The organism is Microbacterium sp. LWO12-1.2, assembly GCF_040675875.1.
Classification (GTDB): Bacteria; Actinomycetota; Actinomycetes; order Actinomycetales; family Microbacteriaceae; genus Microbacterium.
Genome location: NZ_JBEGII010000001.1, coordinates 2,379,054 through 2,404,397 on the forward strand (window position 1 = coordinate 2,379,054; position 25,344 = coordinate 2,404,397).

The window sequence follows — 25,344 nt, forward strand, 5'->3', positions numbered from 1 at the left end:
ACGCATCACGCGCCGCAGATGCCCTCGGCAGTGCCAGGATGTTGCCATGACGGACATCAAGCCGGCCCTCATCGAGCGTGCGGGCATCGAGATCATCCCCGAATCCGACCGCACCGCCAAGCCCCGCGACCTCTTCTGGCCGTGGTTCGCGGCGAATGTGTCGGTGTTCGGCATGTCGTACGGATCGTTCGTGCTGGGCTTCGGCATCTCGTTCTGGCAGGCGACCATCGTGTCCGTCATCGGCATCGTGGTCTCCTTCCTGCTCTGCGGGCTGATCGCCATCGCCGGCAAGCGCGGTTCCGCACCGACCATGGTGCTCTCGCGCGCCGCGTTCGGGGTGCACGGACAGAAGGTGCCCGGCATCGTCTCCTGGCTGACATCGATCGGGTGGGAGACCTTCCTCGCGATCCTCGCCGTGCTCGCCACCGCGACCGTCATCACCCAACTCGGCGGCGACGGAGACAGCATCGCCCTGAAGATCACCGCCACCGTGATCGTCGCCGCACTCATCGTCGCGGCATCCGTGCTCGGCTACCACACGATCATGAAGCTGCAGTCGGTGCTCACCTGGGTCACCGGCGTCGTCACCGTGCTGTACATCGTGCTCGCCGCCCCCAGCATCGACATCGCCGCCGTGATGGCGCGGCCGGACGGCGGCATCGGCCAGGTCATCGGCGCCCTGGTCATGGTCATGACCGGTTTCGGGCTCGGCTGGATCAACATCGCCGCCGACTGGTCCCGCTACCAGAAGCGCACCGCATCCGACGGGGCGATCGTGGCGTGGAACACGATCGGCGGCTCGATCGCCCCGATCATCCTGGTCGTGTTCGGTCTGCTGCTCGCCGGGTCCAACGAAGACCTCTTCAACGCGGTTCAGGCCGACCCCGTCGGCGCGCTCGCGACGATCCTGCCCGTGTGGGTACTGGTGCCGTTCCTGTTGACCGCCGTCCTCGCGCTGGTCTCCGGTGCGGTACTGGGCATCTACTCGTCGGGCCTCACGCTGCTCAGCCTCGGCATCCGCATCCCGCGCCCCTCTGCTGCCGCGATCGACGGCGTGATCCTCACGATCGGCACGATCTTCGTCGTCTTCTTCGCGACGGACTTCCTCGGGCCCTTCCAGAGCTTCCTGATCACCCTCGGCGTCCCGCTCGCCTCGTGGGCCGGCATCCTGATCGCCGACATCCTGCGCCGTAAGAGGGACTACGACGACGAGGCCCTGTTCGACGAGAACGGTCGCTACGGCGCCTGGGACTGGACATCGATCGGCACCATGATCGTCACCAGCGTGATCGGCTGGGGCCTCGTCGTGAACAACTTCGCGGAGGACGCCGCCTGGAACAACTGGCAGGGGTATCTGCTGTTCCTGATCGGCGGGAAGGACGGCGAGTGGGCCTACGCGAACCTCGGCGTGTTCTTCGCACTCGTGCTGTCGTTCCTCGTGACCTACTTCGCGCGGGCGGGGAAGATCCGTCGGCAGGAGCGAGCGTGACGGACCCTTCGACAGGCTCAGGGACCCACGGCGAGCAGGAAGCGGATGCCTGGCTGATCGTGATCGATCCGCAGGCGATCTTCGCGTCGCCCGATTCCGCGTGGGGTTCTCCGTTCTTCGCCGAGGCGATGCCGCGCATCCGTGCGCTGGCCGCATCCTTCGGCGAGCGCGTGCTCGTGACGCGATGGATGCCGACCGCCGACCGCTCGACGTCGTGGGGCGACTACTTCGCCGCCTGGCCGTTCGCCGACCAGCCGTCGAGCGACGCGCTGTTCGCTCTCGTACCCGAGGCCGCTGCGCTGTCCGCGCATCCCACGCTCGACCTGCCGACCTTCGGCAAATGGGGCCCCGAGATCGAGGCAGTCGTCGGTCGCGGTGCGCACGTCGTGCTCACCGGGGTCTCGACAGACTGTTGCGTGATCTCGACGGCCCTGGCGGCAGCGGATGCCGGCGCGCACGTGACCGTCGCCGCCGACGCGTGCGCGGGGTCCACGGCCGAGAACCACGCCGCCGCCGTGCAGGTCATGGGCCTCTACCCGCCGCAGATCACGATCAGCGACTCCGCGACGGTGCTCGCGGCCCGTTGAATCCCGCGGCGGACCGATAGTCCACACCCGACGATTCGCGGAGCCCACGACGTTCTGCGGAGATTTCTCCGCGAGAAGCTCCGCGAATCGTCACTCGGTCCGTGAATCGTCCACCGGTCAGTCCGCCGCCCGCACGGCAGCGGCGATGTCGGCCGGCGTTCCGCGCCAGGGCGCACCGTGACCGGGCAGCACCCACGACGCCGCGACTCCGGCCAGTCGGTCGAGCGAGGCGCGCGCCTCGCTCGGCTCGTCGGTGAACGGCGCGGGCTGTGCTCCCGTGCGACCGGTGAGGACATGCCGCGTGGTCAGTGCGTCGCCCACGAACACCGCGTCGGCGAGGGGCACATGCACGGCGATGCTGCCCGGGGAGTGCCCCGGCATCCCGATCACGACCGGCGCTCCCGGCAGGTCGAGCACATCCCCGTCTGCCACTTCGGTGACCGCGGTCACGTGGTGGGTGCGCAGCGCGTTCTTGCGGATGCCGTAGGCGAAGAAGCCGAGCGTCGGGCCCAGACGCGCGGGGCCCATCGAGGTCTTGGGCTTCTCCCCTGTGCGCACGCGGTGGGCATCGGCGGCGTGGATGAACACCGGCACTCCGGTCTCTCGCCGCAGGCGCTCCGCGAAGCCGATGTGGTCGCCGTCGCCGTGGGTCAGGACGATGCCGCGGATGTCGGACAGCGGCCGCCCGATCTCGGCGAGTTCGCGCTGCAGATCGTGCCAATGTCCGGGAAGGCCGGCGTCGATCAGGGTGATGCCGTCCGGCAGGTCGACGAGGTAGGAGGCGACGATGTCGTTGCCGAGCCGGTGCAGATGCGGTGCGAGCTTCATGGCGGATCCTCTCAGGATGATTGCGATGGCTACGTTACGTAGCTATCATGGCTATTGTCAATAGCCATCGAGGAGTGCACATGCCGACACCCGAACGCACGTCAGCCGAGGCGATCGTCTCAGCCGGACGCGAGATCCTCGAGATCGCGGGCCCGACCGGGCTCACGATGCAGGCCGTGGCAGAGCGCGTCGGAGTGCGCGCCCCCTCGCTCTACAAGCGCGTGCGCGACCGTGATGCGCTGCATGCCGCCGTGGCCACGGCATCCATCGACGCGCTCACCGCCCGGCTCGACGCCGCGGGCGATGACCTGGCTGACCTCGCGAACACCTATCGCTCCTTCGCGCAGGAGCACCCCGAGGGCTTCCGGATCATGTTCACGGCGGCCTCCCCGCACGATGCGCTCGAGCGCTCGGCGGCACCGCTCATCCGCGCCGCATCCGCTCTGGTCGGCGAGGATGACGCGCTCGACGCCGCCCGCTTGTTCACCGCGTGGGCGACGGGCTTCCTGCAGATGGAACTCTCGGGCGCGTTCCGCCTCGGCGGCGACGTCGACCGCGCCTTCGACTACGGCTTGCAGCGCCTGATCGCCGGCCTGACGCGCTGAGACCGCACCCGGGACTCATCCGCTCGGGGTGACAGATCACGGAGTCGAGGACGTTCTGCGGACGGATCGCCGTCGATGGCTCCGGGATCCGTCATGAGTTCCGCGATCCGTCGGCCGCACACGATCACCAGTTCAGCGGCCGACCGGAATACTGGCACACTGATGCGCAAGGGGGTTCCATGACTACGCTGCCGCACGCCGAAGAGTCCGCCCGGCCCAAGAAGATCCGCCGGCCGTGGCACCGCACGAAAGTCGCCATCGCCTGCGTCGTTGGTGTCACCGCGGTCGTCGCCGTCGTCGGCTCGCTCACCCCGTGGCCCTCGGCGATGATCATCCGCGCGGTGTTCACCAAGGGCGGCGACGAGACGGCCGCCGAGATGGACCGCCACGTCCCCGACACGAAGCTCACCGAGACGCTCGATGTCGCGTACGGCGATGACGGTGCCGACACCACGATGGATGTCTTCACCCCGGCATCCGCCGACGGCCCCCTGCCGACGATCGTGTGGATCCACGGCGGTGCCTGGATCTCGGGCGCCAAGGAGAACGTCGACCCGTATCTGCGCATCCTCGCGGCCGAGGGATACACGACCATCGGCGTCAACTACACGATCGGCCCCGAGGGCGTGTACCCGCTCGCGGTGCACCAGCTGAACGATGCGCTCGCCTACATCGACGCGCACGCCGCGGAGCTGGGCGTCGACCCCACGCAGATCGTGCTCGCGGGAGACTCGGCCGGCGCGCAGCTCGCCAGCCAGATGGCGACCCTCATCACGAACCCCACGTACGCCGAGATCATGGACATCACGCCGTCGATCGACGCCGACCAGCTCACCGCGACCGTGCTCAACTGCGGTGTCTACGACCTCTCGGCCCTCGCGCAGCTCGACGGCATCGCCGGATGGGGCTTCAAATCGGCGATGTGGGCCTACTCGGGCACGAAGACCTGGGCGGAGGACTCGACAGGCGCGACCATGTCGACCGTGGACTGGGTGACGAAAGACTTCCCGACGACCTATATCTCAGGCGGCAACGGCGACGGCCTCACCTGGCTGCAGTCGATCCCGATGGCGCAGCGCCTGGAAGAGCTGGGGGTCGATGTGACCACCCAGTTCTGGCCCGCGCCGCACCAACCGGAGCTCCCCCACGAGTACCAGTTCCACCTCGACATGCCCGATGCGCAGACGGCTCTGCAGAAGACGATCGACTTCCTGGGCGCACACACCACGCGCTGACGACATCCGCTCGTCACCGCGCACCCGGGGGTAGGCGAAAACACGGACGTAGGCCGAATCCGGCTGAATCGCCCTACGCCCGATCCATCGCCGACGCTCGGTCGGTCCGCAGGAACCTGACTACTTCATGGTGTCGAGGATGCCGACCAGGTCGTCGAAGGTGGTGAGCGGGTTCAGGATGGCGAAGCGGGTGTTCGGGCGACCGCCGTGCGAACTGGGCACCACGAACGCCCGCTGCGAATCGAGCAGCGCGGCCGACCAGCGGTCGTAGTCCGCACGCTCCCAGCCGTCGCGCTCGAAGACGACGACCGACAGCTGCGGGTCGCGCACCAACCGCAGCTCGGGTCGACGCGAGATCTCGGCGGCGATCTTCTTGGTCAACGCGATCGTGGCGCTCACGGCATCGCGATACGCCGTCACACCGTACGTCGCGACCGAGAACCACATCGGCAGCCCGCGCGGACGTCGGGTGAGCTGGATCGAGTAGTCCGAGGGGCTGAACTCATCGGCGTCGGTCAGCGTGTCGAGGTATTCGGCGTGCTGCGTGTGCGCCCGGCGGCCGCTGTCGGGGTCGCGGTAGATGAGAGCGCAGCAGTCGAACGGAGCGAACAGCCACTTGTGCGGATCGACGATCACGGAATCAGCCCGCTCGACCCCGGCGAAGATGTGCCGGGCCTCGGGCGCGAGCATCGCGGTGAGGCCGTAGGCGCCGTCGATGTGCAGCCAGAAATCGAACTCATCCTTGAGTGCGGCGATGCTCTCGATGTCGTCGACGATGCCGAAGTTCGTCGAGCCGCCGGTCGCCACGACCGCGCAGATCTCATCGCCGTGCTCGCGCAGCGCCTCACGCACGCCGTCGGCGCGCAGCACGCCGTCGTCGCCCGCCGGGACCAGCAGCACATCGGCGTCCATGACCTTCGCCGCCGATTTGTTCGAGGAGTGCGCTTCGACACTGCAGACGATCTTCCACCGCCGCGGCAGCTCCTTGCCCTGGGCGATCAGTCGCGCCTTGGCGGCCTCGCGCGCCGCGACCAGCGCCGAGAGGTTGCCGATCGTGCCGCCCTGCACGAACACCCCGCCTGCGGTCTCCGGCAGCCCGAACTCGCGCGCGAGCCACGAGAGCACCTCGTTCTCGGCGTGCACGGCGCCCGCGCCTTCGAGCCAGCTGCCACCGTAGAGCCCGGATGCCGACACCACCAGGTCGAACGCGATCGCCGCCATGGTCGGCGCGGTCGGGATGAACGACAGGTACAGCGGGTGGCTCGTGGTCAGGCAGGCCGGCGCCAGGATGTGCTCGAACACGCTCAGCGCCCGCGGCGCACCGAGACCCGCATCCGTGATGGTGGGCCCGACCAGTCGGTGCAGCTCTGCTTCGGTCTGCGGCTTGTCGAGCGGCACGTCAGCGGCGAGCATGCGACGACGCGAGTAGTCGAGCACGGCATCGACGATCGCGGTGGATTCGGGCGAGGCCGCGTGCATGCGCACAGCATCCATGGACGTTTCCTTACTGTCGGGACGAGAGGGATGCGCGCTCCGGCGCACCGGGTGAAGGCAGACCGGGTGAAGGCAGACCGGGAGAAGGCAGACCGAGCGAAGACACACCGGGCGAAGGTGCGGGATCGTCGGGGTGATCGAGGGCGACCGACAGCACCCGTCGCGCGAGATCCGCGCGATCGTGCGGCGCCCACTTCACCAGCGAGTGGGCGTTCATCCCGTCGATCATGGCGAGCAGCATCCAGGCGGCGGTATCGGTGCGCGATGCGGCGATCTCGCCCGCGGCGACGGCACGCGAGAGGTGCTCCTCGATCGCGCTCTGCCAGAGATCCATCTCGGTACGCACCCGCGCGGCGAGCGTCTCGTTGCGCACACCGAGCGCCCACGCCTGCACCCAGACGAGCGTGACATCGTCGCGACTCCCGTCGAGCAGGGTCTCGACCATGCGGAACAGGTCGTCGCGCACCGCACGTTCCTGGCCGAACTCCGCCATGACCTCTTCGCGTTCCGCGCCGACGATCTCGCCGAACACCTCGGCGAGGAACGCGTCCATGACGGGCCGATAGTGCGCGACCAGTGCGGGAGTCACCCCGACGCGCTGGGCGACCGCGCGCACCGTCAGACTCTCGAGTCCGCTCTCGCGCGCGAGACCGACGGCTCCATCGAAGATCACGCGATCGCGCTCCTCCGGCGACATGCGCCGGGGAGTCGCACCTGTTGACGTGGTCTTCATCACGGGCTACCGTAACACCTGTTGATCGCATGTTCAATAGAGCCGACTCGGCAGCGAGGAGATCCCCATGAGCTGGCGCATGCCTGCGGAGACCGCACGTCACGAGCGCACCTGGATGGCGTTCCCCGCGGAGGGCGAGACCCTCGGCGGCACGGATGCCGCCCGCGAGGAGGGCTACGCGACCTGGACAGCCGTAGCCCATGCGGTCGCCGAGTTCGAGCCGGTCACGATGCTGGTCGATCCGAGCGAGATCGCCCGCGCCCGGCGCATGCTGAGCGGGAGCATCGAGATCATCGAAGCCCCCGTCGACGAGTTCTGGATGCGCGATGCCGGACCGACGTTCGTGCTCGACAACGAGCGCCCCGGCACGCTCGGCGCGGTCGACTGGATCTTCAACGGCTGGGGAGCGCCCGAGTGGGCCGAGTGGCGCAAGGCCGCCCAGCATGCGCGCATCATCGCCGACGCCGTCGGGGCCGAGCTCGTGAGCTCGACGCTCGTGAACGAGGGCGGCGGCATCCACGTCGACGGCGAGGGGACCGTGCTGCTCACCGAGACCGTGCAGCTCGATCCGCGCCGCAACCCCTACGCCGATCGACAGCGCGTCGAAGCAGAGATGGCACGCACGATCGGCGCGACGAAGGCCGTCTGGCTGCCCCGCGGACTCACCCGCGACTACGACGACTTCGGCACCAACGGCCACGTCGACATCGTCGCCACGATCGTGTCGCCGGGGCGACTGCTGCTCCACGACCAGCAGAACCCCGATCACCCCGACCACGCCGTCACCCGCGACCTGCGCGCGCTCCTGTCGGAGCAGACGGATGCCGCCGGCCGCCGCTTCGAGATCATCGACCTCCCCGCCCCGGCCACGCTGCGCGACGAGGAGGGGCCGGTGGACTGGAGCTACGTCAACCACCTCGTGACGAACGACGGCGTGGTGGCGTGCGGCTTCGGAGACGAGCAGGCGGATGCCGTGGCGCGAGAGATCCTCACCGGCGCCTACCCCGGGCGTCGCGTGGTGACGGTCGACGCCCGCCCGCTGTTCGACCGCGGCGGCGGCATCCACTGCATCACGCAGCAGCAGCCCGCGCTCTGATCACGACCGGACCGAACCGACCCTGCGACTCGAAGGAGACCCGATGTTCGAGGTGACCGAGGCGACCATCGCCGAGCTGCGCACGGCGCTCGAATCGGGCGCGGCGACGGCGGTCGAGCTGGTCGACGCATATCTCGCCCGCATCGCGGCCTACGACGCCCCCGGCACAGCGACCGCACTGAACGCCGTGATCGTCGCGAACCCGGAGGCCCGCGCCGAGGCGGCGGCATCGGATGCACGACGCGCGCGCGGCGAAACGCACGGCCCGCTCGACGGCATCCCGTACACCGCGAAGGACAGCTACCTGGTGCGCGGGCTCACCGCCGCGGCCGGCAGCCCTGCCTTCGCGGGGCTGGTCGCGCAGCGCGACGCCTTCACCATCGCACGACTGCGCGCGGGAGGGGCGATCTGCCTCGGCCTGACGAACATGCCCCCGATGGCGAACGGCGGCATGCAGCGCGGGGTCTACGGCAGGGCCGAGAGCCCGTACTCGGCCGACTGGCTGACGGCCCCGTTCGCCTCCGGTTCATCCAACGGCTCCGGCACGGCGACGGCCGCGAGCTTCGCGGCCTTCGGCCTCGGCGAGGAGACCTGGTCGTCTGGTCGCGGCCCCGCCACGAACAACGCCCTGTGCGCGTACACGCCCTCGCGCGGGGTGATCTCGGTGCGCGGCAACTGGCCGCTGGTGCCGACCATGGACGTGGTGGTGCCGCACGCCCGCAGCATGGCCGACCTGCTCGAAGTTCTCGATGTGATCGTGGCCGACGACGTCGAGACCCGCGGCGATTTCTGGCGCACGCAGCCCTGGGTCGCGCTGCCGACCGCCTCCTCGGTGCGGCCGGAGTCGTACCCGGCGCTCCAGACCGACGCGGCGAGCGCCCTCGCCGGAGCTCGCATCGGCATCCCTCGCATGTACATCAACGCGGATCCGGATGCGGGAACGGCGGAGCATCCCGGTATCGGCGGACCGACCGGGCAGCGCATCGAGACGCGGGCATCGATCGTGGAGCGCTGGGAGGCCGCGCGGCGCGACCTCGAAGCGGCCGGGGCGACCGTGGTGGAGATCGACTTCCCCGTGGTGTCGAACTACGAAGGCGACCGTCCAGGCGCTCCGACCATCGCGACCCGCGGACTCGTCTCGCCCGAGTACCTGCAACAGGAGATCGTCGACCTCTCGGCGTGGGGGTGGGAGGACTTCCTGCAGGCGAACGGCGACCCTGTGCTGCACACCCTCGCGGACGTGGACGGCGCGGCAATCTTCCCGCATCCGGCGGGCGCGCTGCCCGATCGCTACACCGGATTCGATGACGACATCGCCGAGTATCCGGATTGGGTGCGCAACCACCCCGGCACCGGCATCGAGGACATGCCCGAGCTCGCCGCCGGATTGCGGGGACTGGAGGAGACTCGTCGTCTCGACCTGGAGGCCTGGATGGACCAGCTCGCACTCGACGCAATCGTCTTCCCGGCCGTGGCGGACGTGGGGCCGGCCGACATGGACGTGAACGCGGCATCCGCCGACCTCGGCTGGCGCAACGGCGTCTGGATCGCGAACGGCAACCTCGCGATACGCCACCTCGGTATCCCGACCGTCACGGTGCCGATGGGCGTGATGCGCGACATCGGCATGCCGATCGGACTCACCTTCGCCGGACGGGCCTACGACGACTCCGCACTGCTGCGACTCGCTGCGGGCTTCGAGGCGATCGGTGCTCCGGGCGAGCGGCGCGTACCGCCACCGTGCACGCCGGCGTTGCCGTAGGCCCACTGCGGTCTTGAGCGCAGCGCCCCGGCGCATCGTGGAGGCACCGAGCCACGAACATTTCATACTTCTGACGCTCGACACGATCATGATATGTTCAACGCATGAGCACCGAGCAGCAGAACGAGCGCGCACTCGAAGACGGCATCGTCACCGACATGTCCGGCCGCATGACCTACGGCTCCTACCTGTCGCTCGACCAGCTGCTCACCGCGCAGAACCCGGTCAGCGTTCCCGAGCACCACGATGAGCTGCTGTTCATCATCCAGCACCAGACCACCGAGCTCTGGCTCAAGCAGCTCCTGCACGAGTTGTCCTCCGCCCGCGAGCTCCTGGCCAGTGACGATCTGCGCGAAGCCCTGAAGCGAGTCGCCCGCGTCAAGCGCATTCAGGACGTGATGACGCAGCAATGGGCGATCCTCGCGACCCTCACGCCCACCGAGTACGCGCAGTTCCGCGGTGCGCTCGGCAGCTCCTCCGGGTTCCAGTCGGTGCAGTATCGCGCGGTGGAGTTCGCCCTCGGAAACAAGAACGAGAAGATGCTGAGCGTCTTCCGCGACCACCCCGCCAACCTCGCACTGCTGACAGCCGAGTGGGAGAAGCCCACGCTGTACGACGAGTTCCTGCGCTACGCCTCGCGCCGCGGCCTCCCGATCCCCTCCGAGATCCTCGACCGCGACGTGCGCGAGCCCTATCGGGAGACACCCTCGCTCGTGCCCGCGATCCGTGAGATCTACCAGAACCACCAGGAGAACTGGGATCTCTACGAGGCGTGCGAGGACCTGGTCGACCTCGAGGACAACTTCCAGTTCTGGCGTTTCCGGCACCTGAAGACCGTGGCCCGCACGATCGGCATGAAGGTCGGCACCGGGGGCTCGAGCGGCGTCGGCTTCCTGCAGCGCGCCCTCGACCTCACGTTCTTCCCGGAGCTGTACACGGTGCGCACGGAGATCGGCGGCTGATGTTCGCGGCGACGTTCTTCGACGGCGAGGAATGGCGCGAGGGCGCCATCGGCCTCGTCGACGGGCGACTGCTGCTGCGCGACGAACCCGCCCCCGCCGACGCGCCTCGACTCGACGGCGTGATCGTCGGCGGATACACCGACCACCACGTGCACCTGCAGCTCGTCGACCACACGCTGTTGGCCGGCTCGGCGCTCGGCCGGGTGGTCGACCTCGGCGCGAATCCCGAGGTCGTGGCGCAGCTCGCGGTTCACAACTCCTCAATGAACTCGCCCCGCGCGGGTTCGGGGGCGACCTCCGCCCCCAGAGCCGCTGTTCTTGAGGAGTTACGAACACCACACCGACCAGAGATCGTCTTCGCCGGCGCCTTCCTCACCCCGCCCAGCGGCTACCCGTCCGACCGCGACTGGGCCCCTGGGGGCTCGGTGCGTGAGGTCGGCGACGCCGCGTCAGCCGCCCGAGCCGTGAGGGAGATGGCGGATGCCGGCGCCTCCTGCATCAAGGTCGCGAGCAACGCGCACGCGGGTCTGGTGTTCGACGACGCACTGTTCCGCCTGATCGTCGAGCTCGCTGCGGAGCGCGGCCTCGACGTCACAGCTCATGCCGAAGGCCAGGGCGAGGCGCAGCGCGTCGCCCGCCTGGGTGCCCGTCGCCTCGCGCACGCCCCGTTCACCGAACGCCTCAGCGACGACGAGATCGCCGAGCAGGCGGCATCCGTCTCCTGGATCTCGACGCTCGCGATCCACAGCGGCGCAGACCTGACCGTCGCCATCCACAACGTCCGACGCTTCCACACGGCGGGCGGCACCGTGCGCTACGGCACCGACATGGGCAACGGCCCCACGCCCGTCGGCCTGAACGGTGCCGAGCTCCGGGCACTCCGCGACGCCGGCCTCGATGACGCGGCGCTCCTGCGTGCGCTCGCGCCATGCGACCCCCGCGACGCGTCCGCGCTGCTGCTCCTCCTGCCCGGCCGCTCCCCCGCGACCGCCGACCCCTCGCTCGCCCGCCCGCTCACCCCCGCCGATCTGAAGGTGTGACATGACCGACTCCCTCGACACCCGCCTGCTCGACCGCGCCCGCGCCCTCGACGCCGCCGACCCGCTGCACGCGCATCTCGCGGCCTTCGCCGACGCCCCGGGCGTCACCGCGTACCTCGACGGCAACTCCCTCGGACGACCGCTGCGCGACACCCCCGAGAAGCTCGCCGCCTTCGTGCGCGAAGACTGGGGCACTCGGCTGATCCGCTCGTGGGACGAGCAGTGGATGGCACTGCCCATGGAGCTCGGCGACCGGATCGGCCGGGTCGCCCTCGGAGCCGCGCCCGGCCAGACCGTGGTCGCCGATTCGACCAGCGTGCTGATCTACAAGCTGCTGCGTGCGGCCCTTCGACAGGCTCAGGGACCCACCGGCAGAGCTCAGGGACCCACCGGCGAAGCTCAGGGACCCGACGTCGAGACCTCCCGCACCGAGATCGTGATGGAGGCCGGCAACTTCCCGACCGACCGCTTCCTGGTCGCCGGTGTCGCCGCCGAGACCGGCATGACCGTGCGCTGGCTCGAACCGGACCCGGTGCACGGCGTCACGGTCGACGATGTCGCGGCCGTCGTCTCCGAGCGCACCGCCCTGGTCTCGCTCAGTCACGTCGACTACCGCTCCGGCGCTCTCGCGGATATGCCGGCGATCACGGATGCTGTCCACGCGGCCGGAGCCCTGATGATGTGGGACCTGTGCCATTCCGCGGGCGTGATCCCGATGCAGCTCGACGACTGGGGTGTCGACATGGCCGTGGGCTGCACCTACAAGTATCTGAACGGCGGGCCCGGTTCCCCGGCCTTCGCGTATCTGCGCCGTGATCTGCAGGGCGTGCTGCGCCAGCCGATCCAGGGTTGGTGGAGCGCCGCCGACATCTTCGCCATGGGACCGGAGTACGTGCCGGCCGACGACATCCGTCAGCTGCTCAGCGGCACGCCGCCCGTGACGTCGATGCTCGCGATGCAGGGAATGCTCGACCTGATCGAGCAGTCGTCGATCGCGCAGATCCGCGCCAAATCGGTCTCCCTCACCGACCTCGCCGTCGAGGCCTACGACGAGGTGCTCTCACCGCTGGGCGTGCGGCTGCTGAGTCCTCGTGATGCAGCCCTCCGCGGCGGGCACGTCACGGTCGGGCATCCGGACTTCCGTGCGGTGACGCAGCGGCTGTGGGCGGACGGGATCATCCCCGACTTCCGTTTCCCCGATGGCATCCGACTCGGACTCTCACCCCTGAGCACCTCGCACGTCGAGACCGTGACGGGCGTGCTCGCCATCCGCGACGCTCTGCGCGCATGACCACCGAGGCGCACACGACAGTCGACGCACCGGCGGCACCCGGAGTGCTCGACGACATCGATGCGCGCCCCGGCAGCACCGCATCGCTGCTGCGCACACTCATCGGGCTGTTCCTGCGTCCGCTCGGCGGCTGGATCTCGGCGGCCGACCTCGTCGCGCTCGCGGACGATCTCGGCATCCCCACGGCGCAGGCGCGCACCGGCATCACACGCCTGAAGCAGAAGGGACTCCTGCTCGCGGAGCGCGAAGACGCGATCGGCTACCGCCTGAATCCCGCCGCCGTGCCGATGCTGGAGCGCGGCGACCGACGCATCTTCGCGATGCGCGAGATGCAGGACCAGGATCCGTGGTGCCTGATCTCGTTCTCGATCCCGGAGAGCGCACGCAGCGTGCGTCATCAGCTGCGCCGGCGGCTGCAGTGGATCGGGGCCGGTACCGTCTCGCCGGCGCTGTGGATGTGTCCCGGACACCTGCAGGGCGAGGTCGAGCTGCTCCTCGATGAGTTGGACGCGCGCCGGTGGGTCACGCTGTTCCAGGCCGGCGCTCCGCAGACAGCCGTTCCCCTGGTCGACGCAGCAGCCGAGTGGTGGGATCTGCAGGCGTTGCGCGCCGAGCACCACGTGTTCCAACGCTCACTCGAGGCCCTTCCCGCGGAACCGTTCGCCGCCTACGTGCAGCTGATCGACAGCTGGCGGGTGCTCCCCTACGTCGACCCCGGCCTTCCGCCGTCGATGCTGCCCGCCGACTGGCCGGGACGTCGCAGCTTCGACGAGTTCGCGCGGCTGTCGGCAGCGCTCGCCGCGCCCGCGCTCGCGCACGTGCACGCGGTCACCGACCGCTGAGCCCGCGGGCCTCGTACGACGCCTCGGCCTGCGACATCGCGGGCGAGGGACAGCAGCGTCACGCCGCGCCTGGGCTCGGCGCCGCCGTCGTCGCCCTCACGACCAGGCGCGTCGGCAATGTCACGTGCATCTCCTCGACGGGCTGCCCGGCGAGGAGCGTGAACACCATCTCGGCCGCGACACTCCCCAGCCGGCGCATCGGCTGCTGGATCGTCGTGAGAGGCAGGGCTCGGCGCGACGCTTCGGGCACGTCGTCGAAGCCGATCACGGAGAGGTCTTCCGGCACGCGCAACCCCAGCTCGTGCGCCACCTCGATCACGGCGATGGCCGACAGATCGTTCGCCGCGAAGACGGCCGTCGGGCGCGACGGTCCCGCCAGCAGCAACCGGGCCGAATCCCTCGTCGTCTCGAGCTCGTAACGCCCCGCGCGGATCAGGTCGGGGTCGACGGGGATGCCGGCGTCGGAGAGCGCGCGGCGATACCCGGCGTCACGGAGGCCGGCGGAGCGGAGGTCGGGTCTCCCGCCGAGGAAGCTGATCCGGCGGTGTCCGAGTTCGAGCAGATGCCGGGTCGCGGTCAGTGCACCGCCGAAGCTGTCGGATTCGACGGTCGGCAGATCCGCACGACCCGTGTGCGGATCGATCGCGACGACGGGGATCCCGGTCGACGCGCCGACGACGGTGGGTGTGACCATGATCGCCGCGTCGATGAGCGTGCCGGAGAGCCGGCTGAGCGATCTCCGCTCCCACCCCTCGCCCTGGCCGTGCCGTGACCCGCTGTACGCCAGCAGGTCGACGGCCGTGTCGTTCACCGCGGCTCCGACACCTTTGAGGATCTCGGCGCTGAACGGCTCGAAGCCGGCCAGGAGCACCCCGATGACACCCGTGCGGCGGGCCCTCATGCTGCTGGCGACCAGGCTCGATTCGTAGCCGAGCTCCTGCACGACGTCGAGCACGCGCTTGACCGTCGCATCCGCGATCCCGTAGCGCCCGTTGACGGCCTTCGAGACCGTCGACACCGAGACTCCTGCCGCCTGTGCGACGTCGTGGATCGTGGTTCTCCCGCTCATGATTGCTCAGCGTATCCGCGAGTGTCCTCACAATGGAAACTGTTTTCGAAAACGTTTGACGACTCTCGGCAACGGGATCAGACTGCATCCCGACGCGGTCTCACCTTGCTGCCGCGGCGCCTGCATCGATGCGGCGCACAACTCTCGATGAGGAGAACGATCACATGAACAGCACACGGCGTTCCTTGGTCTCCGCGGCCGCACTCGCAGCCGTCGGGGCACTCGCTCTGAGCGGGTGCACAGCCAGCACCCCGGAAGAGGGCGGGGATTCGGCGATGACCCTCTGGCACAACTCCACCACCGGCCCCGGGGTCAAGTTCTGGGAAGACACGGTCGCCGCCTTCGAGAAGGAGAACCCCGGGGTCACGATCGACATCCAGTCGATCCAGAACGAGGACCTCGACGGCAAGCTCCAGACGGCGCTCAACTCCGGCGACGCTCCCGACATCTTCCTGCAGCGCGGCGGCGGCAAGATGGCGGCCATGGTGAAGGCCGGTCAGCTCAAGGACCTGACCGACGTGATCAGCGGCCCCGCGGCGGAGGAGATCCCCGACGCGGCGTACTCCGCCAACAGCCTCGACGGCAAGCGATACGCGATGCCGGTGGCCGTGCTCCCCGGCGGCCTGTTCTACAGCCAGGATCTGTTCGATGAGGCGGGCATCACCGAGAACCCCGCCACGCTCGACGAGCTCGAGACGGCGACCGAGAAGCTGAAGGCAGCAGGAATCGCGCCGATCGCCCTGGGCGCGAAGGATGCCTGGCCCGCCGCGCACTGGTACTACTGGCTCGCGCTGCGCGAGTGCAGCGAAGACACCCTCGCCAAGGCCGCCGACGAGATGAACTTCGACGACGAGTGCTGGGTGCGCGCGGGAGAAGACCTGCAGGCGTTCGCCGACACCGAGCCGTTCAACGACGGCTTCCTCACCACCACCGCGCAGCAGGGTGCAGGCAGCTCGGCGGGACTCATCGCCAACCACCAGGCCGGCATGGAACTCATGGGCGCTTGGAACCCCGGTGTGATCGGATCGCTGACGCCCGACCAGAAGCCGCTGGCCGACCTGGCCTGGTTCCCGTTCCCCGAGGTCGAGGGCGGCGAAGGCCAGCCCGGATCGATGATGGGCGGCGTCGACGGATACTCGTGCTCGGTCGATGCGCCTGATGCCTGTGTCGACTTCCTGAACTACCTCGGCACGTCAGAGGTGCAGACGGCCTACTACAAGGCCTTCAACGCTCCCCCGGTCAACACCGTCGCGCAGGAGGCCGTGACCGAGCCGTACCTGCAGTCGATCCTCGAGGCGTACAACGCGGCACCGTACGCGTCGCAGTGGCTCGACACCGTCTACGGACAGAACGTGGGCAACGCGCTCAACGTCGCCGTGGTCAACATGCTCGCCGGTCAGGGAACCCCGGAGGACATCGTCAAGGCCGTCCAGGATGCCGCAGCCAAGGCATAAGGCGGCCGCCCGGCTGGAAGTCATCCTTCTGGCCGGGCCCGCCCTCCTGGTCTTCCTCGCCTTCGTCATCTTCCCGGTGCTGATGGCGGCCTACTACGGCTTCTTCAGCTGGCAGGGCTACGGTCCGCCGACGGACTTCGTGGGTCTGAAGAACTATCTGACGATCCTGCAGGATCCGCTGTTCCACGATGCGCTCGCGCACAATGGCTTCATCCTGGTCTTCTCCCTCGTGCTGCAGGGGCCGGCGGCGATCCTGCTGGCACTTCTCCTCAATCGGCGGATGCGCGGGCAGTCGCTCATCCGCGTGCTGATCTTCATCCCGTATGTGATCTCCGAAGTCGTGGTCGGCACGGGGTGGAGCCTGATGCTGCAGACGAGCGGGGCGTTCAACGACCTGCTGAAGAACATGGGACTCGGCTTCCTCGCGAACGACTGGCTGTCGAATCCCGACATCGCCATCTGGACGCTGATGGTGATCATCACCTGGAAGTACGTCGGCTTCGCCGTCATCCTCTTCCTCGCCGGCCTCCAGGGCATTCCCGAGGAGCTGCACGAGGCCGCGGCGATCGACGGCGCCTCATACTGGCAGATCCAGTGGCGCATCACGCTGCCGCTGCTCGCTCCGACGCTGCGCATCTGGGCGTTCCTGTCGATCATCGGCTCGCTGCAGCTGTTCGATCTCGTCTACATCATCTGGGGGCAGTACATCGCCTCCACCGCCGGCACCTCGACCATGGCGACCTACATGGTCTCCGAGGGGCGCAACGCCGGCAACTTCGGATACGGCAACGCGGTCGCGGTGGTGCTGTTCCTCATCTCGCTCGTGGTGGCGCTGATCTATCAGCGCGCTGTGCTCAAGCGCGACACCGACGGCGCTCTCACCGGCGCCCCCGCACGGAAGAAGAGGACCAGGGCATGACCGCCACCTCGCTACTCGTCACGCAACGGCCGGCGCGGCCTGGACGTCCGGACCGACCGGCACGGGCACGACTGCCCTGGGCCAACCCCACCGTGTACTTCGTGGCGCTGATCGTGGTCGGGCTCATGTTGGCCCCGATCGCGTACATCATCATCGGCGGGTTCCGCACGAACGCCCAGATCACGACCGACCCGTCTGGTCTGCCGCAGCCGTGGATCCTGTCGAACTACCTCGACGTCATCACCGGCGGGGTGTTCTGGCGGCAGGTGCTCAACTCCACGATCGTCGCACTCGCCACCACGATCGGCGTGGTCGCACTCGGGCTGATGGCCGCGTATGTGCTGGCCAGGTATCGGTTCGCGGGGCGTGGAGTGCTCTACGCGTTCTTCGCCGCCGGGCTCATGTTCCCGCTGACCGTCGCGATCACCCCGCTGTACATCGTGGTGCGCAACCTCGGCCTGATGAACTCGCTCGGCGGGGTCATCCTGCCGCAGATCGCGTTCGCGCTGCCGACCACGATCATCATCCTGGTGCCGTTCCTGCGCGCCATCCCCGACGAGATCCAGGAGGCGGCCTTCATCGACGGATGCAGCCGGATCGGCTTCTTCTGGCGGATGGTGCTGCCCCTGTCGATCCCCGGAGTGATCACGACCGGCATCCTGGCCTTCATCGGCAGCTGGAACGGGTACCTCCTGCCGCTGTTCGTGCTCAACGACGCCGCGGCGTTCACACTGCCGCTGGGCGTGCAGTCGTTCGCATCGCAGTACTCGGTCGACACGGCGAAGGTGCTGGCGTTCACCTCGCTGTCGATGATCCCTGCGCTGATCTTCTTCAGCCTGTTCGAGCGTCGCATCGTCGGCGGCCTGACCGGCGCCGTCAAGGGTTGAACATGTCGGTCGAATCCCCACAGAAAGAGATGGACGTGTCCTCCACATCCCGACCCCGATTCTCCGACCGCGTCGAGAACCTCCTCGAGCAGATGACGCTGGAGGAGAAGCAGGCGCAGCTGGTCGGCTTCTGGGTCGATCAGGGTGACGACCTCGTCGCCCCGATGGCCGGCGAGAAGAAGACGTCCACGCGCTACGAAGAGGCGACCGCCGACGGGATCGGGCATCTGACCCGCGTGTACGGCACCCGTCCGGTCGATCCGATCGAGCGCGCGCAGTGGCTCTGGAGCGAACAGGCGCGCCTGCAGCGGGAGACCCGCCTCGGCATCCCCGCCCTGGTGCACGAGGAGTGCCTGACCGGGCTCGCCGCGTGGAAGGCGGCCACGTTCCCCACTCCGCTGGCCTGGGGCGCGTCGTTCGATCCCGACCTGGTGGAAGAGGTGGGACGTGCGATCGGATCGTCGATGCGGGAGCTCGGAATCCATCAGGGACTCGCCCCGGTGCTCGACGTCGTCCGCGACCCGCGCTGGGGCCGCGTCGACGAGTGCATCTCGGAGGACCCGCTCGTGGTCGGCACCGTGGGCACCGCCTACGTGCGCGGCATGCAGTCGGAGGGCGTGCATGCGACCCTCAAGCACTTCGTCGGGTACTCGGCATCGCGCGCCGGTCGCAACCACGCCCCGGTGTCCGCGGGTCGCCGCGAGATCGAGGACGTGCTGCTGCCGCCGTTCGAGATGGCGGTGCGCGAAGGCGGGGTGCGCAGCGTCATGAACTCCTACACCGACATCGACGGAGTGCCCGTCGCCGCCGATCCGTACTACCTCGACGAGGTGCTGCGAGAGCGCTGGGGATTCGACGGGGTCGTGGTCTCGGACTACTTCGCCGTGGACTTCCTGCGCAGCATGCACCACGTCGCGGCGGACCCGGCGCAGGCCGCTGCTCTGGCGATCACGGCCGGGATCGACGTCGAACTGCCGTCACCCGACGCGTACACGACCCTCGCCGCGCAGGTGCGCGAGGGGTCGCTCGACCAGGGCATCCTCGACCGCGCCGTCGGACGCGTGCTCGCTCAGAAAGAGGAGCTGGGCCTGCTCGACACGGACTTCACGGCTGCAGACGTCACCGCACCCGATTCGATCGACCTGGACTCCCCCGCCCATCGCGCTCTCGCCCGCCGCCTGGCCGAGGAGTCGATCGTGCTGCTGAGCAACGACGGCGTGCTTCCGCTCGATCCGTCCGGGTCTTCGCGCATCGCCGTGATCGGACCGAACGCCGACAGCGCTGAGGCGCTCATGGGCTGCTACTCCTTCGTGAACCACGTGCTGGCGCACCATCCGGATGTGCCGGCCGGCATCGCACTGCCGAGCCTGCTCGACGGGCTGCGTGCCGAGCTCCCCCTGTCCACGATCACCCACAGCGTGGGGTGCGAGGTCGAGGGCGAGGACCGCAGCGGATTCCCGGCCGCGGTGGCGGATGCCGCTGCGGCCGATGTCGCGCTCGTCGTGATCGGCGACCGCGCGGGACTGTTCGGGCGCGGCACGGTGGGCGAGGGCAACGACGTCGACTCCCTGGAGCTTCCCGGCGTGCAACGCGAGCTGATCGAAGCGGTGGTCGCGACCGGAACGCCGGTCGTGGTCGTCACCCTCACCGGGCGGCCGTACGCCCTGGACTGGACGCTGCCGCACCGCGAGACCACAGCCGGTGCGACCGCGGGGCTCGGTTCGGTGAACTCCCCTGCCGCTGCCGTCGGCCCTGTGCGGACGGAGCGGCTCGTTCCCGCGGCGGTGCTCCAGTCGTTCTTCCCCGGCGAGGAGGGGGGACCGGCGATCGCCGCCGTGCTGAGCGGTCTCGTGTCGCCGTCGGGTCGCCTGCCGGTGTCGCTGCCGCGCTCGGCAGGGGCGCAGCCGTACTCGTACCTGCATCCCGCTCTGGGCGGGCGCACGGATGTGACCAGCGTCGATCCCACGCCGGCGCGGCCGTTCGGCTTCGGGCTCGGGTACACGAGCTTCACGCACGAACGGCTGACGGCCGATGCCTCGGTGCCGGCGGGAGGGGAGTTCCGCGCATCGGTGCTGGTGCGCAACTCCGGCTCGCGAGAGGGAACGGATGTCGTGCAGCTCTACGCCCACGACGAGGTCGCGAGCGTGGCGCGCCCGGTGGCGCAGCTGGTCGGATTCCGGCGCGTGCGCCTGGCGCCCGGCGAGGAACGGCGCGTCGAGTTCGCGGTTCCCACCGAGCGCCTCGCGTTCACCGGCACCGACGGCATCCGTCGAGTGGAGCCGGGGCGGATCCGGCTCTGGGTCGGCGAGGCGTGCGACCACGAGGAGACGGCGACCACCATCGAGATCGTGCCGACAGCCTGACTACTCTCCCTTCGACAGGCTCAGGGACCCAGGGGTTCGACAGGCTCAGCCCTTCGACAGGCTCAGGGACCCAGGGGTTCGACAGGCTCAGCCCTTCGACAGGCTCAGGGACCCCGGGGTTCGACAGGCTCAGCCCTTCGACAGGCTCAGGGACCCAGGGGTTGCTGAGCCCATCGGGGACCCGGAGCTCCTGTCTCAGGCGTCGAGCGCGTGGACGAACGCCCGCACGTGCTCGCCGAGGCGCAGGATGCGCTGGTCCCGCGCGGCCTCACGGTCGAAGCCGGGGTAGGCCAGCGGCGGCAGCCGACGCACGTTCACCGAGCATTCGAAGTTCGCGCACACGAGCGTGCCCACGGTGTCGCCCTTGCGACCGGCGGGACCGCTCTTGCGCGCGGTGAACAGCTGCACGTCGTTGCGCAGCGTCACGTCGTCGCACCACGAGCACTGGGCCCGGGCGATCACGCGCTGCTCCGCCTGCTGCAGCAGGACGCCGGTGAGGATGTCATCGACCTCGACGAGCACGTAGGCGCGTCGGGGCGACTTGGGATCGGACCAGCCGAGGTAGTCCAACCGGCTGAAGTCGATGTCGCGGAAGCCAGCGGGAAGGTTCAGGTCGGAGGCCTCTTTGCGGGAGGCGTTGCGGAAGGAGGCGCGGATGGCGCGCTCGTCGATGGGACGCATGGGATGAGTGCTTTCGTACGATGCTCGCCGAGAAAGGCGAGCGGGATGACAAGGAGAGGACGGCATCCGAACGGACACCGGGTACGACGCGGCTCCGGGGACGGGTGTTCCGCCTCCGGCTGGTCGTCAGCCTCTGCCGCCGGCGCGGGATGCGCCTGCAGCTCCCCTCTGCGCCACACGGGCACTCATCGAAAACAGCACCCGGCGAGTTTACACCCGAGGACACGCCCGGGATTTGTTTCGCCTCGTGTCACGGCGGGTTCCCTCCCGCGAGGAGCCGACCTACTCTTGCGGGAACATCCGCTCACGAAGGAGACCCCGTGTCCACGCCGCTGAATCGCCTCTCACCCACCTCGGTGCGCGAGCGTTCGGCCTGCATGTGCGCGCAGGGACACGGATGCTCGTCCTTCGCCCCCGGGCACGCACTGCACCTGATCCAGGCGCGGATCGCCTCGGCCACGCCGGCCGAGTGGGTGGACGGCATCGTCGAGTCGGCGGATGCCACAGGCGGCGAGCTCGTGGTGCGCACGCTCGACGGAGACGCCCACGCGCTCTGGAACAGCGCGGGCGCTGCTCTCGAGGCTGCCCCGGGCACACCTGTGGCGCTGCACCGCCGCTACGGCGTGCTGTCCGTCGGGCGCACGCAGTTCAACGTCGCCGCGCTCTGATCAGGAAGTGGTGATCGGCTCGGCTCAGGCCGACGCCATCATCATCGACCGCATCGCCATGCAGGCGTCCATGCACGCCTTGCACGCCTGAGCGCATATCCGGCAGACGTCGCTGTCGTCCGCGTGCATCATGCACTCGTCCATGCACGTCTGACACATCGCGATGCAGGCATCGAGCATCGCCATCATCGACGCGGGGGTCATCCCCTGCATCCGCATCATCGAGCGCATCATGGTGTTCGCCATGTCCGCGCAGTTCATGCAGGCCGGCGAGCAGTCCATCATCTGAGTCGAACACACCGTGCACGCCTGTTCGCACGCCGCGCAGGCATCCATGCAGGCCTGCATGACCGACATGTCCATCGCCGCCATGTCGGGCATCGCCTTCATGCTCTTCGACATCTCATCCATCATCATCGAGTCCATCGCACACCGCTTCCCTCGTGGCTTCCGCCTCATGATCGCGGGCCGGACCACCCGCCTGTCGCCAGGGTAGTCCGCTGCGCCACCCACGTCGATGGGCGGGATCACCGCGCTCCGACAGTGCCCCGTGCCCTCGCTGACGCGGGCCCTGTCAGCCGCGCGCGAGACGCCGCCAGGCGAGCTCGGCGAGCACCGTAGCCTGCAGGGCGAGCACGCCGTCGTCGAAGACCGCGTCGTCGGAGTGCAGCGGCACGGATCGCTCGCCGGCAGCGCCGAGGAACACCAGGGTGCCGGGCACCTCCTCCAGAACATAGGAGAAGTCCTCCGACGCCATGTACGGCGCCTCCCGCCGGATGACGCGCTCGACGCCGACGAGCTCGTCGAGCACGGCGATCACCTCGCGCGTCTCTGCGGGGTCGTTGTAGGTGACCGGATACGACGCGATGAAGGTCGTGTCGAGCGTGCAGCCGTTCGCCTCGGCGATGCCGCGCAACAGCGCCGGCAGCTCGTCACGCACGACATCGAGTGTCGCGGTCGAGAGCGTGCGGATGTTCGCTTCCAGGCTCACGCTCGCCGCCAGGATGTTGCTCGCCTCGGAGTCGCTCGACAGCCGCGTGATCGAGATCACGGCCTGGTCCGTGGCCGGAAGCCGCCGTGCGGCGAAGGTCTGCACCGCCAGGATGAGCTGCGCGGCCACGGGCACGGGGTCGATCGCGAGGTGCGGGAAGGCGGCATGGCCTCCGCTGCCGCGCACGACCATCTGCAGCGCGTTGGCGCTGGCCATCATCGCTCCTTCGCGCACCACGAGCTGCCCTGCCGGCACCGCGCTGTCGACGTGGATCGCATAGGCGGCGACCGGTCGCTCACCCGCGGCGTCGAGCACGCCCTCGTCGATCATGAGGCGCGCGCCCGCCTGCCCCTCCTCGCCGGGCTGGAACATGAACACCACCGTGCCGGGGAGCTCGTCACGCTGTGCCGCGAGCAGCCGCGCGGCGCCGAGCAGACCGGCCATGTGCAGGTCATGTCCGCACGCGTGCATCGCCGCGCCCTGCGCCGCGAAGTCGAGTCCGGATGCCTCCGTGATCGGCAGTCCGTCCATGTCCCCGCGCAGCAGCACGACGGGCCCCGGCAGACCGCCCCGGAGCACGGCGGTGACGGACGAGAGCGCGGTGCCGACCGAGATCTCCAGATCGAGGTCGGCGAGCTCCCGCAGGATGATCCGCTGCGTCCGGGGCAGATCGGTGCCGACCTCGACGGCCCCGTGCAGCTCTCGCCGCAATGCGATGAGACGATCCCGCAACGCCGCGGCCGCCGTATCGAACCGGGTCATGAGACACGCTCCCCGCGGATCCAGGTCTCGGCGACGCGCACCCCGGAGATCTCGTCGTCCGGCACCGTGAACACGTCGCGGTCGAGCACCGCGAAGCTGCCGTCGAATCCCGGCGCCAGCTGACCGACCCCCTCCAGCGGCGAGAGCAGTCGCGCGCGCCCCGTATACAACAGCAGAGCCTGCGGCACCGTGATCGCCGCCTCAGGACCGAAGTCGATGCCGTTGTAGGTGCGCCGCCGCACTGCGGCCTCGACCGAGAGCATCACGTCATCCGCTCCACTCCAGGCCGTGGCCGGCCGGTCGGACGACAGCGCGAGCGGGTCGAGACCCGCGTACAGGCGCGCGATCGGATACGCATCCGGCACCTGCTCGGCACGCAGCGCTTTCTCGTATCCGTCGTACTCGGCGAAGAAGAACACGGTGTGCGTGGCGATGCCGAAGCGCATGCGGGCGGAGCGGAGGCGGGCGAGGTAGTCGTCGCTCACGATCGTCGCGTGCTCGATGCGCACCGAGGGGATGCCGTCGAGCCACGGCTCCGCCTCGGCGAAGAGCTCGACCACGCGGTCGAGCGCGCGGTCGCCCATCGCGTGCACCGCGAGCTGCACGTGATTGCGGCGGGCCCAGTCGGCCGCGGCCAGCACGTCGGCGTCGTCGACCAGGCGCAGACCGTGATCGCAGGATTCCGGGTACGCCTCGTGCACCCACGCGGTGCGGTTGGAGTAGGCGCCGTCGAGCACCACCTTCACGCCGGCGACGCGGATCTGGCCTTCGCGATCGCCCTCGACGAGATCCGCGAGAGGTGCGGCGGGGTCCCACCCGGGGTACAGCGCGACGCGGGTGCGCAGGCCGCGCTCGACCGCCGCGCGGAACGTCGCCACCGGGTCGTCGATCCGGCTGGAGAGCAGATCGCACACGGCGACGATGCCGCGCGAGGCGAGCTCCTCGCCGAGGGCGACCACGGCATCGATCTGCGCGTCACGGGTGGGGGCGGGGATGAAGGCGGCCACCGCGCCGACCGCGGCGATCTCGGTGAGCACTCCGTTCGGCCGTCCTTCCGCGTCGCGCTCGAACCGCGACCCCTCCGGATCGACGGTGTCCGCCGTGATGCCGGCGATCTCGAGCGCACGGGTGTTGCACACCGCGGAGTGCGCGTCGCAGCGCCACACCAGCACCGGGCGTGTGGTGCTCACCCGGTCGAGATCCGCGGCGGTCGGCATACGGCGCCCGGGGAACTTGGTGTCGTCGAATCCGCGGCCGAGCACCCAGGCCTCGGGGTCGGCAAGGGCGTCGGCATGAGCGCGCAGCACAGCGACCAGATCGTCCGCCGACGTCACGGCGGGCGGGAAGCACTCCGCCGCCGGTGCGGTCCCGGCGATCAGAGCCGGATGCGTGTGGCTGTCGATGAGGCCGGGCAGCACCGTGCGCCCGCCCAGGTCGATGCCCGCTTCGTCCGAAACCTCACCCGCATCGCCGACCCAGTCGATCAGGCCATCGGTGATGCGGAACGCCGAGGCGAAGCTCGTCTCGGTCTCTCCCGTGAAGACCTTCGCGTTCGTGAACAGCGTGTGTGTCATGCCGGATCTCCC

At 69.3% G+C, this 25,344-nt stretch carries 23 protein-coding genes; 15 read left to right on the plus strand and 8 right to left on the minus strand.

All coding sequences use genetic code 11. The features are described from left to right. The first annotated feature begins 46 nt into the window (after positions 1-46). Positions 47-1,489 (plus strand): purine-cytosine permease family protein, encoded by a 1,443-nt coding sequence (locus MRBLWO12_RS11500; RefSeq protein WP_363555566.1) that lies wholly within the window; start codon positions 47-49, stop codon positions 1,487-1,489. Then, positions 1,486-2,076, plus strand: a complete 591-nt coding sequence (locus tag MRBLWO12_RS11505) for a cysteine hydrolase family protein (RefSeq protein WP_363555568.1) — start codon at positions 1,486-1,488, stop codon at positions 2,074-2,076. The genes MRBLWO12_RS11500 and MRBLWO12_RS11505 overlap by 4 nt, the downstream gene beginning before the upstream one ends. 117 nt (positions 2,077-2,193) lie before the next feature. Here the strand turns inward: MRBLWO12_RS11505 and MRBLWO12_RS11510 are convergent, their stop codons facing one another. Next, on the minus strand, positions 2,194-2,904 hold the full coding sequence (locus tag MRBLWO12_RS11510) for an MBL fold metallo-hydrolase (RefSeq protein WP_363555570.1): 711 nt from the start codon (positions 2,902-2,904) through the stop codon (positions 2,194-2,196). 80 nt (positions 2,905-2,984) lie between these two features. Here MRBLWO12_RS11510 and MRBLWO12_RS11515 point away from each other — a divergent pair, with 80 nt between their 5' ends. Together MRBLWO12_RS11515 and MRBLWO12_RS11520 are read left to right on the plus strand one after the other, a co-directional pair. Continuing rightward, entirely contained in the window at positions 2,985-3,509 is a 525-nt protein-coding gene (locus MRBLWO12_RS11515) for a TetR/AcrR family transcriptional regulator (protein ID WP_363555572.1), read from the plus strand. A 179-nt stretch (positions 3,510-3,688) separates the two neighbouring features. Beyond that, a complete protein-coding gene (locus MRBLWO12_RS11520; RefSeq protein ID WP_363555574.1) occupies positions 3,689-4,744 on the plus strand; it encodes an alpha/beta hydrolase in 1,056 nt (351 codons plus the stop codon). A gap of 120 nt (positions 4,745-4,864) precedes the next feature. On the opposite strand, the gene MRBLWO12_RS11525 is transcribed toward MRBLWO12_RS11520, so the two are convergent. Next, entirely contained in the window at positions 4,865-6,238 is a 1,374-nt protein-coding gene (locus MRBLWO12_RS11525) for a pyridoxal phosphate-dependent decarboxylase family protein (protein WP_363555576.1), read from the minus strand. Between the two features lie 10 nt (positions 6,239-6,248). Further along, positions 6,249-6,971: a TetR family transcriptional regulator C-terminal domain-containing protein gene (locus MRBLWO12_RS11530; protein ID WP_363555578.1), complete on the minus strand. Its 723-nt coding sequence runs from the start codon at positions 6,969-6,971 to the stop codon at positions 6,249-6,251. A gap of 67 nt (positions 6,972-7,038) precedes the next feature. Here MRBLWO12_RS11530 and MRBLWO12_RS11535 point away from each other — a divergent pair, with 67 nt between their 5' ends. The 6 genes from MRBLWO12_RS11535 to MRBLWO12_RS11560 all read left to right on the plus strand — a co-directional run bounded on the left by MRBLWO12_RS11535 (position 7,039) and on the right by MRBLWO12_RS11560 (position 13,964). After that, positions 7,039-8,067, plus strand: a complete 1,029-nt coding sequence (locus MRBLWO12_RS11535) for an agmatine deiminase family protein (protein ID WP_363555580.1) — start codon at positions 7,039-7,041, stop codon at positions 8,065-8,067. A gap of 43 nt (positions 8,068-8,110) precedes the next feature. Further along, positions 8,111-9,829, plus strand: a complete 1,719-nt coding sequence (locus MRBLWO12_RS11540) for an amidase (RefSeq protein ID WP_363555582.1) — start codon at positions 8,111-8,113, stop codon at positions 9,827-9,829. A 104-nt stretch (positions 9,830-9,933) separates the two neighbouring features. After that, entirely contained in the window at positions 9,934-10,791 is an 858-nt protein-coding gene (locus MRBLWO12_RS11545; RefSeq protein WP_363555584.1) for a tryptophan 2,3-dioxygenase, read from the plus strand. Further along, positions 10,791-11,831: an amidohydrolase family protein gene (locus MRBLWO12_RS11550; protein ID WP_363555586.1), complete on the plus strand. Its 1,041-nt coding sequence runs from the start codon at positions 10,791-10,793 to the stop codon at positions 11,829-11,831. Before MRBLWO12_RS11545 ends, MRBLWO12_RS11550 begins: the two co-directional genes overlap by 1 nt. 1 nt (position 11,832) lies before the next feature. After that, positions 11,833-13,122 (plus strand): kynureninase, encoded by a 1,290-nt coding sequence (locus MRBLWO12_RS11555; protein WP_363555588.1) that lies wholly within the window; start codon positions 11,833-11,835, stop codon positions 13,120-13,122. After that, entirely contained in the window at positions 13,119-13,964 is an 846-nt protein-coding gene (locus tag MRBLWO12_RS11560; RefSeq protein ID WP_363555590.1) for a PaaX family transcriptional regulator C-terminal domain-containing protein, read from the plus strand. Before MRBLWO12_RS11555 ends, MRBLWO12_RS11560 begins: the two co-directional genes overlap by 4 nt. Positions 13,965-14,022: 58 nt before the next feature. On the opposite strand, the gene MRBLWO12_RS11565 is transcribed toward MRBLWO12_RS11560, so the two are convergent. Then, positions 14,023-15,033, minus strand: a complete 1,011-nt coding sequence (locus MRBLWO12_RS11565) for a LacI family DNA-binding transcriptional regulator (RefSeq protein WP_363555592.1) — start codon at positions 15,031-15,033, stop codon at positions 14,023-14,025. Between the two features lie 164 nt (positions 15,034-15,197). Between MRBLWO12_RS11565 and MRBLWO12_RS11570 the strand changes: the two genes are divergently transcribed. Genes MRBLWO12_RS11570 through MRBLWO12_RS11585 form a run of 4 tightly spaced genes read left to right on the plus strand, consistent with a single transcriptional unit; the run spans position 15,198 to position 20,656 of the window. Next, positions 15,198-16,487 carry an extracellular solute-binding protein gene (locus MRBLWO12_RS11570; protein WP_363555594.1) on the plus strand — a complete coding sequence of 430 codons (1,290 nt, stop codon included), beginning with the start codon at positions 15,198-15,200 and terminating at the stop codon, positions 16,485-16,487. Then, positions 16,468-17,406 carry a carbohydrate ABC transporter permease gene (locus MRBLWO12_RS11575; protein ID WP_247631202.1) on the plus strand — a complete coding sequence of 313 codons (939 nt, stop codon included), beginning with the start codon at positions 16,468-16,470 and terminating at the stop codon, positions 17,404-17,406. Before MRBLWO12_RS11570 ends, MRBLWO12_RS11575 begins: the two co-directional genes overlap by 20 nt. Continuing rightward, positions 17,403-18,293 carry a carbohydrate ABC transporter permease gene (locus tag MRBLWO12_RS11580; RefSeq protein ID WP_363555596.1) on the plus strand — a complete coding sequence of 297 codons (891 nt, stop codon included), beginning with the start codon at positions 17,403-17,405 and terminating at the stop codon, positions 18,291-18,293. Before MRBLWO12_RS11575 ends, MRBLWO12_RS11580 begins: the two co-directional genes overlap by 4 nt. A gap of 29 nt (positions 18,294-18,322) precedes the next feature. After that, positions 18,323-20,656, plus strand: coding sequence for a glycoside hydrolase family 3 protein (locus MRBLWO12_RS11585; RefSeq protein WP_363558593.1), 2,334 nt, complete (start codon positions 18,323-18,325; stop codon positions 20,654-20,656). 195 nt (positions 20,657-20,851) lie between these two features. Here MRBLWO12_RS11585 and MRBLWO12_RS11590 read toward each other — a convergent pair whose 3' ends face one another. Beyond that, positions 20,852-21,337 (minus strand): FBP domain-containing protein, encoded by a 486-nt coding sequence (locus MRBLWO12_RS11590; RefSeq protein ID WP_363555598.1) that lies wholly within the window; start codon positions 21,335-21,337, stop codon positions 20,852-20,854. Between the two features lie 320 nt (positions 21,338-21,657). Between MRBLWO12_RS11590 and MRBLWO12_RS11595 the strand changes: the two genes are divergently transcribed. After that, entirely contained in the window at positions 21,658-22,005 is a 348-nt protein-coding gene (locus MRBLWO12_RS11595) for a hypothetical protein (RefSeq protein WP_363555600.1), read from the plus strand. A 24-nt stretch (positions 22,006-22,029) separates the two neighbouring features. Here the strand turns inward: MRBLWO12_RS11595 and MRBLWO12_RS11600 are convergent, their stop codons facing one another. From MRBLWO12_RS11600 to MRBLWO12_RS11610, 3 genes are all read right to left on the minus strand, one after another. Beyond that, the gene (locus MRBLWO12_RS11600; RefSeq protein WP_363555602.1) at positions 22,030-22,431 is read right to left on the minus strand and encodes a hypothetical protein; all 402 of its coding nucleotides are present in this window, start codon (positions 22,429-22,431) and stop codon (positions 22,030-22,032) included. A 148-nt stretch (positions 22,432-22,579) separates the two neighbouring features. Next, the gene (locus MRBLWO12_RS11605; RefSeq protein ID WP_363555604.1) at positions 22,580-23,758 is read right to left on the minus strand and encodes a M20 metallopeptidase family protein; all 1,179 of its coding nucleotides are present in this window, start codon (positions 23,756-23,758) and stop codon (positions 22,580-22,582) included. Next, positions 23,755-25,332, minus strand: a complete 1,578-nt coding sequence (locus MRBLWO12_RS11610) for an amidohydrolase (protein ID WP_363555606.1) — start codon at positions 25,330-25,332, stop codon at positions 23,755-23,757. Before MRBLWO12_RS11610 ends, MRBLWO12_RS11605 begins: the two co-directional genes overlap by 4 nt. Positions 25,333-25,344: the final 12 nt, after the last annotated feature.

Excerpts from the sequence above, each read along its gene's own strand:
- MRBLWO12_RS11525 (WP_363555576.1), bottom strand. The coding sequence starts at position 6,238 with ATGGATGCTGTGCGCATGCACGCGGCCTCGCCCGAATCCACCGCGATC.
- MRBLWO12_RS11520 (WP_363555574.1), top strand. The coding sequence starts at position 3,689 with ATGACTACGCTGCCGCACGCCGAAGAGTCCGCCCGGCCCAAGAAGATC.
- MRBLWO12_RS11535 (WP_363555580.1), top strand. The coding sequence starts at position 7,039 with ATGAGCTGGCGCATGCCTGCGGAGACCGCACGTCACGAGCGCACCTGG.
- MRBLWO12_RS11515 (WP_363555572.1), top strand. The coding sequence starts at position 2,985 with ATGCCGACACCCGAACGCACGTCAGCCGAGGCGATCGTCTCAGCCGGA.
- MRBLWO12_RS11555 (WP_363555588.1), top strand. The coding sequence starts at position 11,833 with ATGACCGACTCCCTCGACACCCGCCTGCTCGACCGCGCCCGCGCCCTC.
- MRBLWO12_RS11570 (WP_363555594.1), top strand. The coding sequence starts at position 15,198 with ATGAACAGCACACGGCGTTCCTTGGTCTCCGCGGCCGCACTCGCAGCC.
- MRBLWO12_RS11605 (WP_363555604.1), bottom strand. The coding sequence starts at position 23,758 with ATGACCCGGTTCGATACGGCGGCCGCGGCGTTGCGGGATCGTCTCATC.
- MRBLWO12_RS11600 (WP_363555602.1), bottom strand. The coding sequence starts at position 22,431 with ATGGACTCGATGATGATGGATGAGATGTCGAAGAGCATGAAGGCGATG.
- MRBLWO12_RS11565 (WP_363555592.1), bottom strand. The coding sequence starts at position 15,033 with ATGAGCGGGAGAACCACGATCCACGACGTCGCACAGGCGGCAGGAGTC.
- MRBLWO12_RS11530 (WP_363555578.1), bottom strand. The coding sequence starts at position 6,971 with ATGAAGACCACGTCAACAGGTGCGACTCCCCGGCGCATGTCGCCGGAG.
- MRBLWO12_RS11560 (WP_363555590.1), top strand. The coding sequence starts at position 13,119 with ATGACCACCGAGGCGCACACGACAGTCGACGCACCGGCGGCACCCGGA.
- MRBLWO12_RS11590 (WP_363555598.1), bottom strand. The coding sequence starts at position 21,337 with ATGCGTCCCATCGACGAGCGCGCCATCCGCGCCTCCTTCCGCAACGCC.
- MRBLWO12_RS11550 (WP_363555586.1), top strand. The coding sequence starts at position 10,791 with ATGTTCGCGGCGACGTTCTTCGACGGCGAGGAATGGCGCGAGGGCGCC.
- MRBLWO12_RS11585 (WP_363558593.1), top strand. The coding sequence starts at position 18,323 with ATGGACGTGTCCTCCACATCCCGACCCCGATTCTCCGACCGCGTCGAG.
- MRBLWO12_RS11500 (WP_363555566.1), top strand. The coding sequence starts at position 47 with ATGACGGACATCAAGCCGGCCCTCATCGAGCGTGCGGGCATCGAGATC.
- MRBLWO12_RS11510 (WP_363555570.1), bottom strand. The coding sequence starts at position 2,904 with ATGAAGCTCGCACCGCATCTGCACCGGCTCGGCAACGACATCGTCGCC.
- MRBLWO12_RS11540 (WP_363555582.1), top strand. The coding sequence starts at position 8,111 with ATGTTCGAGGTGACCGAGGCGACCATCGCCGAGCTGCGCACGGCGCTC.
- MRBLWO12_RS11610 (WP_363555606.1), bottom strand. The coding sequence starts at position 25,332 with ATGACACACACGCTGTTCACGAACGCGAAGGTCTTCACGGGAGAGACC.
- MRBLWO12_RS11580 (WP_363555596.1), top strand. The coding sequence starts at position 17,403 with ATGACCGCCACCTCGCTACTCGTCACGCAACGGCCGGCGCGGCCTGGA.
- MRBLWO12_RS11545 (WP_363555584.1), top strand. The coding sequence starts at position 9,934 with ATGAGCACCGAGCAGCAGAACGAGCGCGCACTCGAAGACGGCATCGTC.
- MRBLWO12_RS11575 (WP_247631202.1), top strand. The coding sequence starts at position 16,468 with ATGCCGCAGCCAAGGCATAAGGCGGCCGCCCGGCTGGAAGTCATCCTT.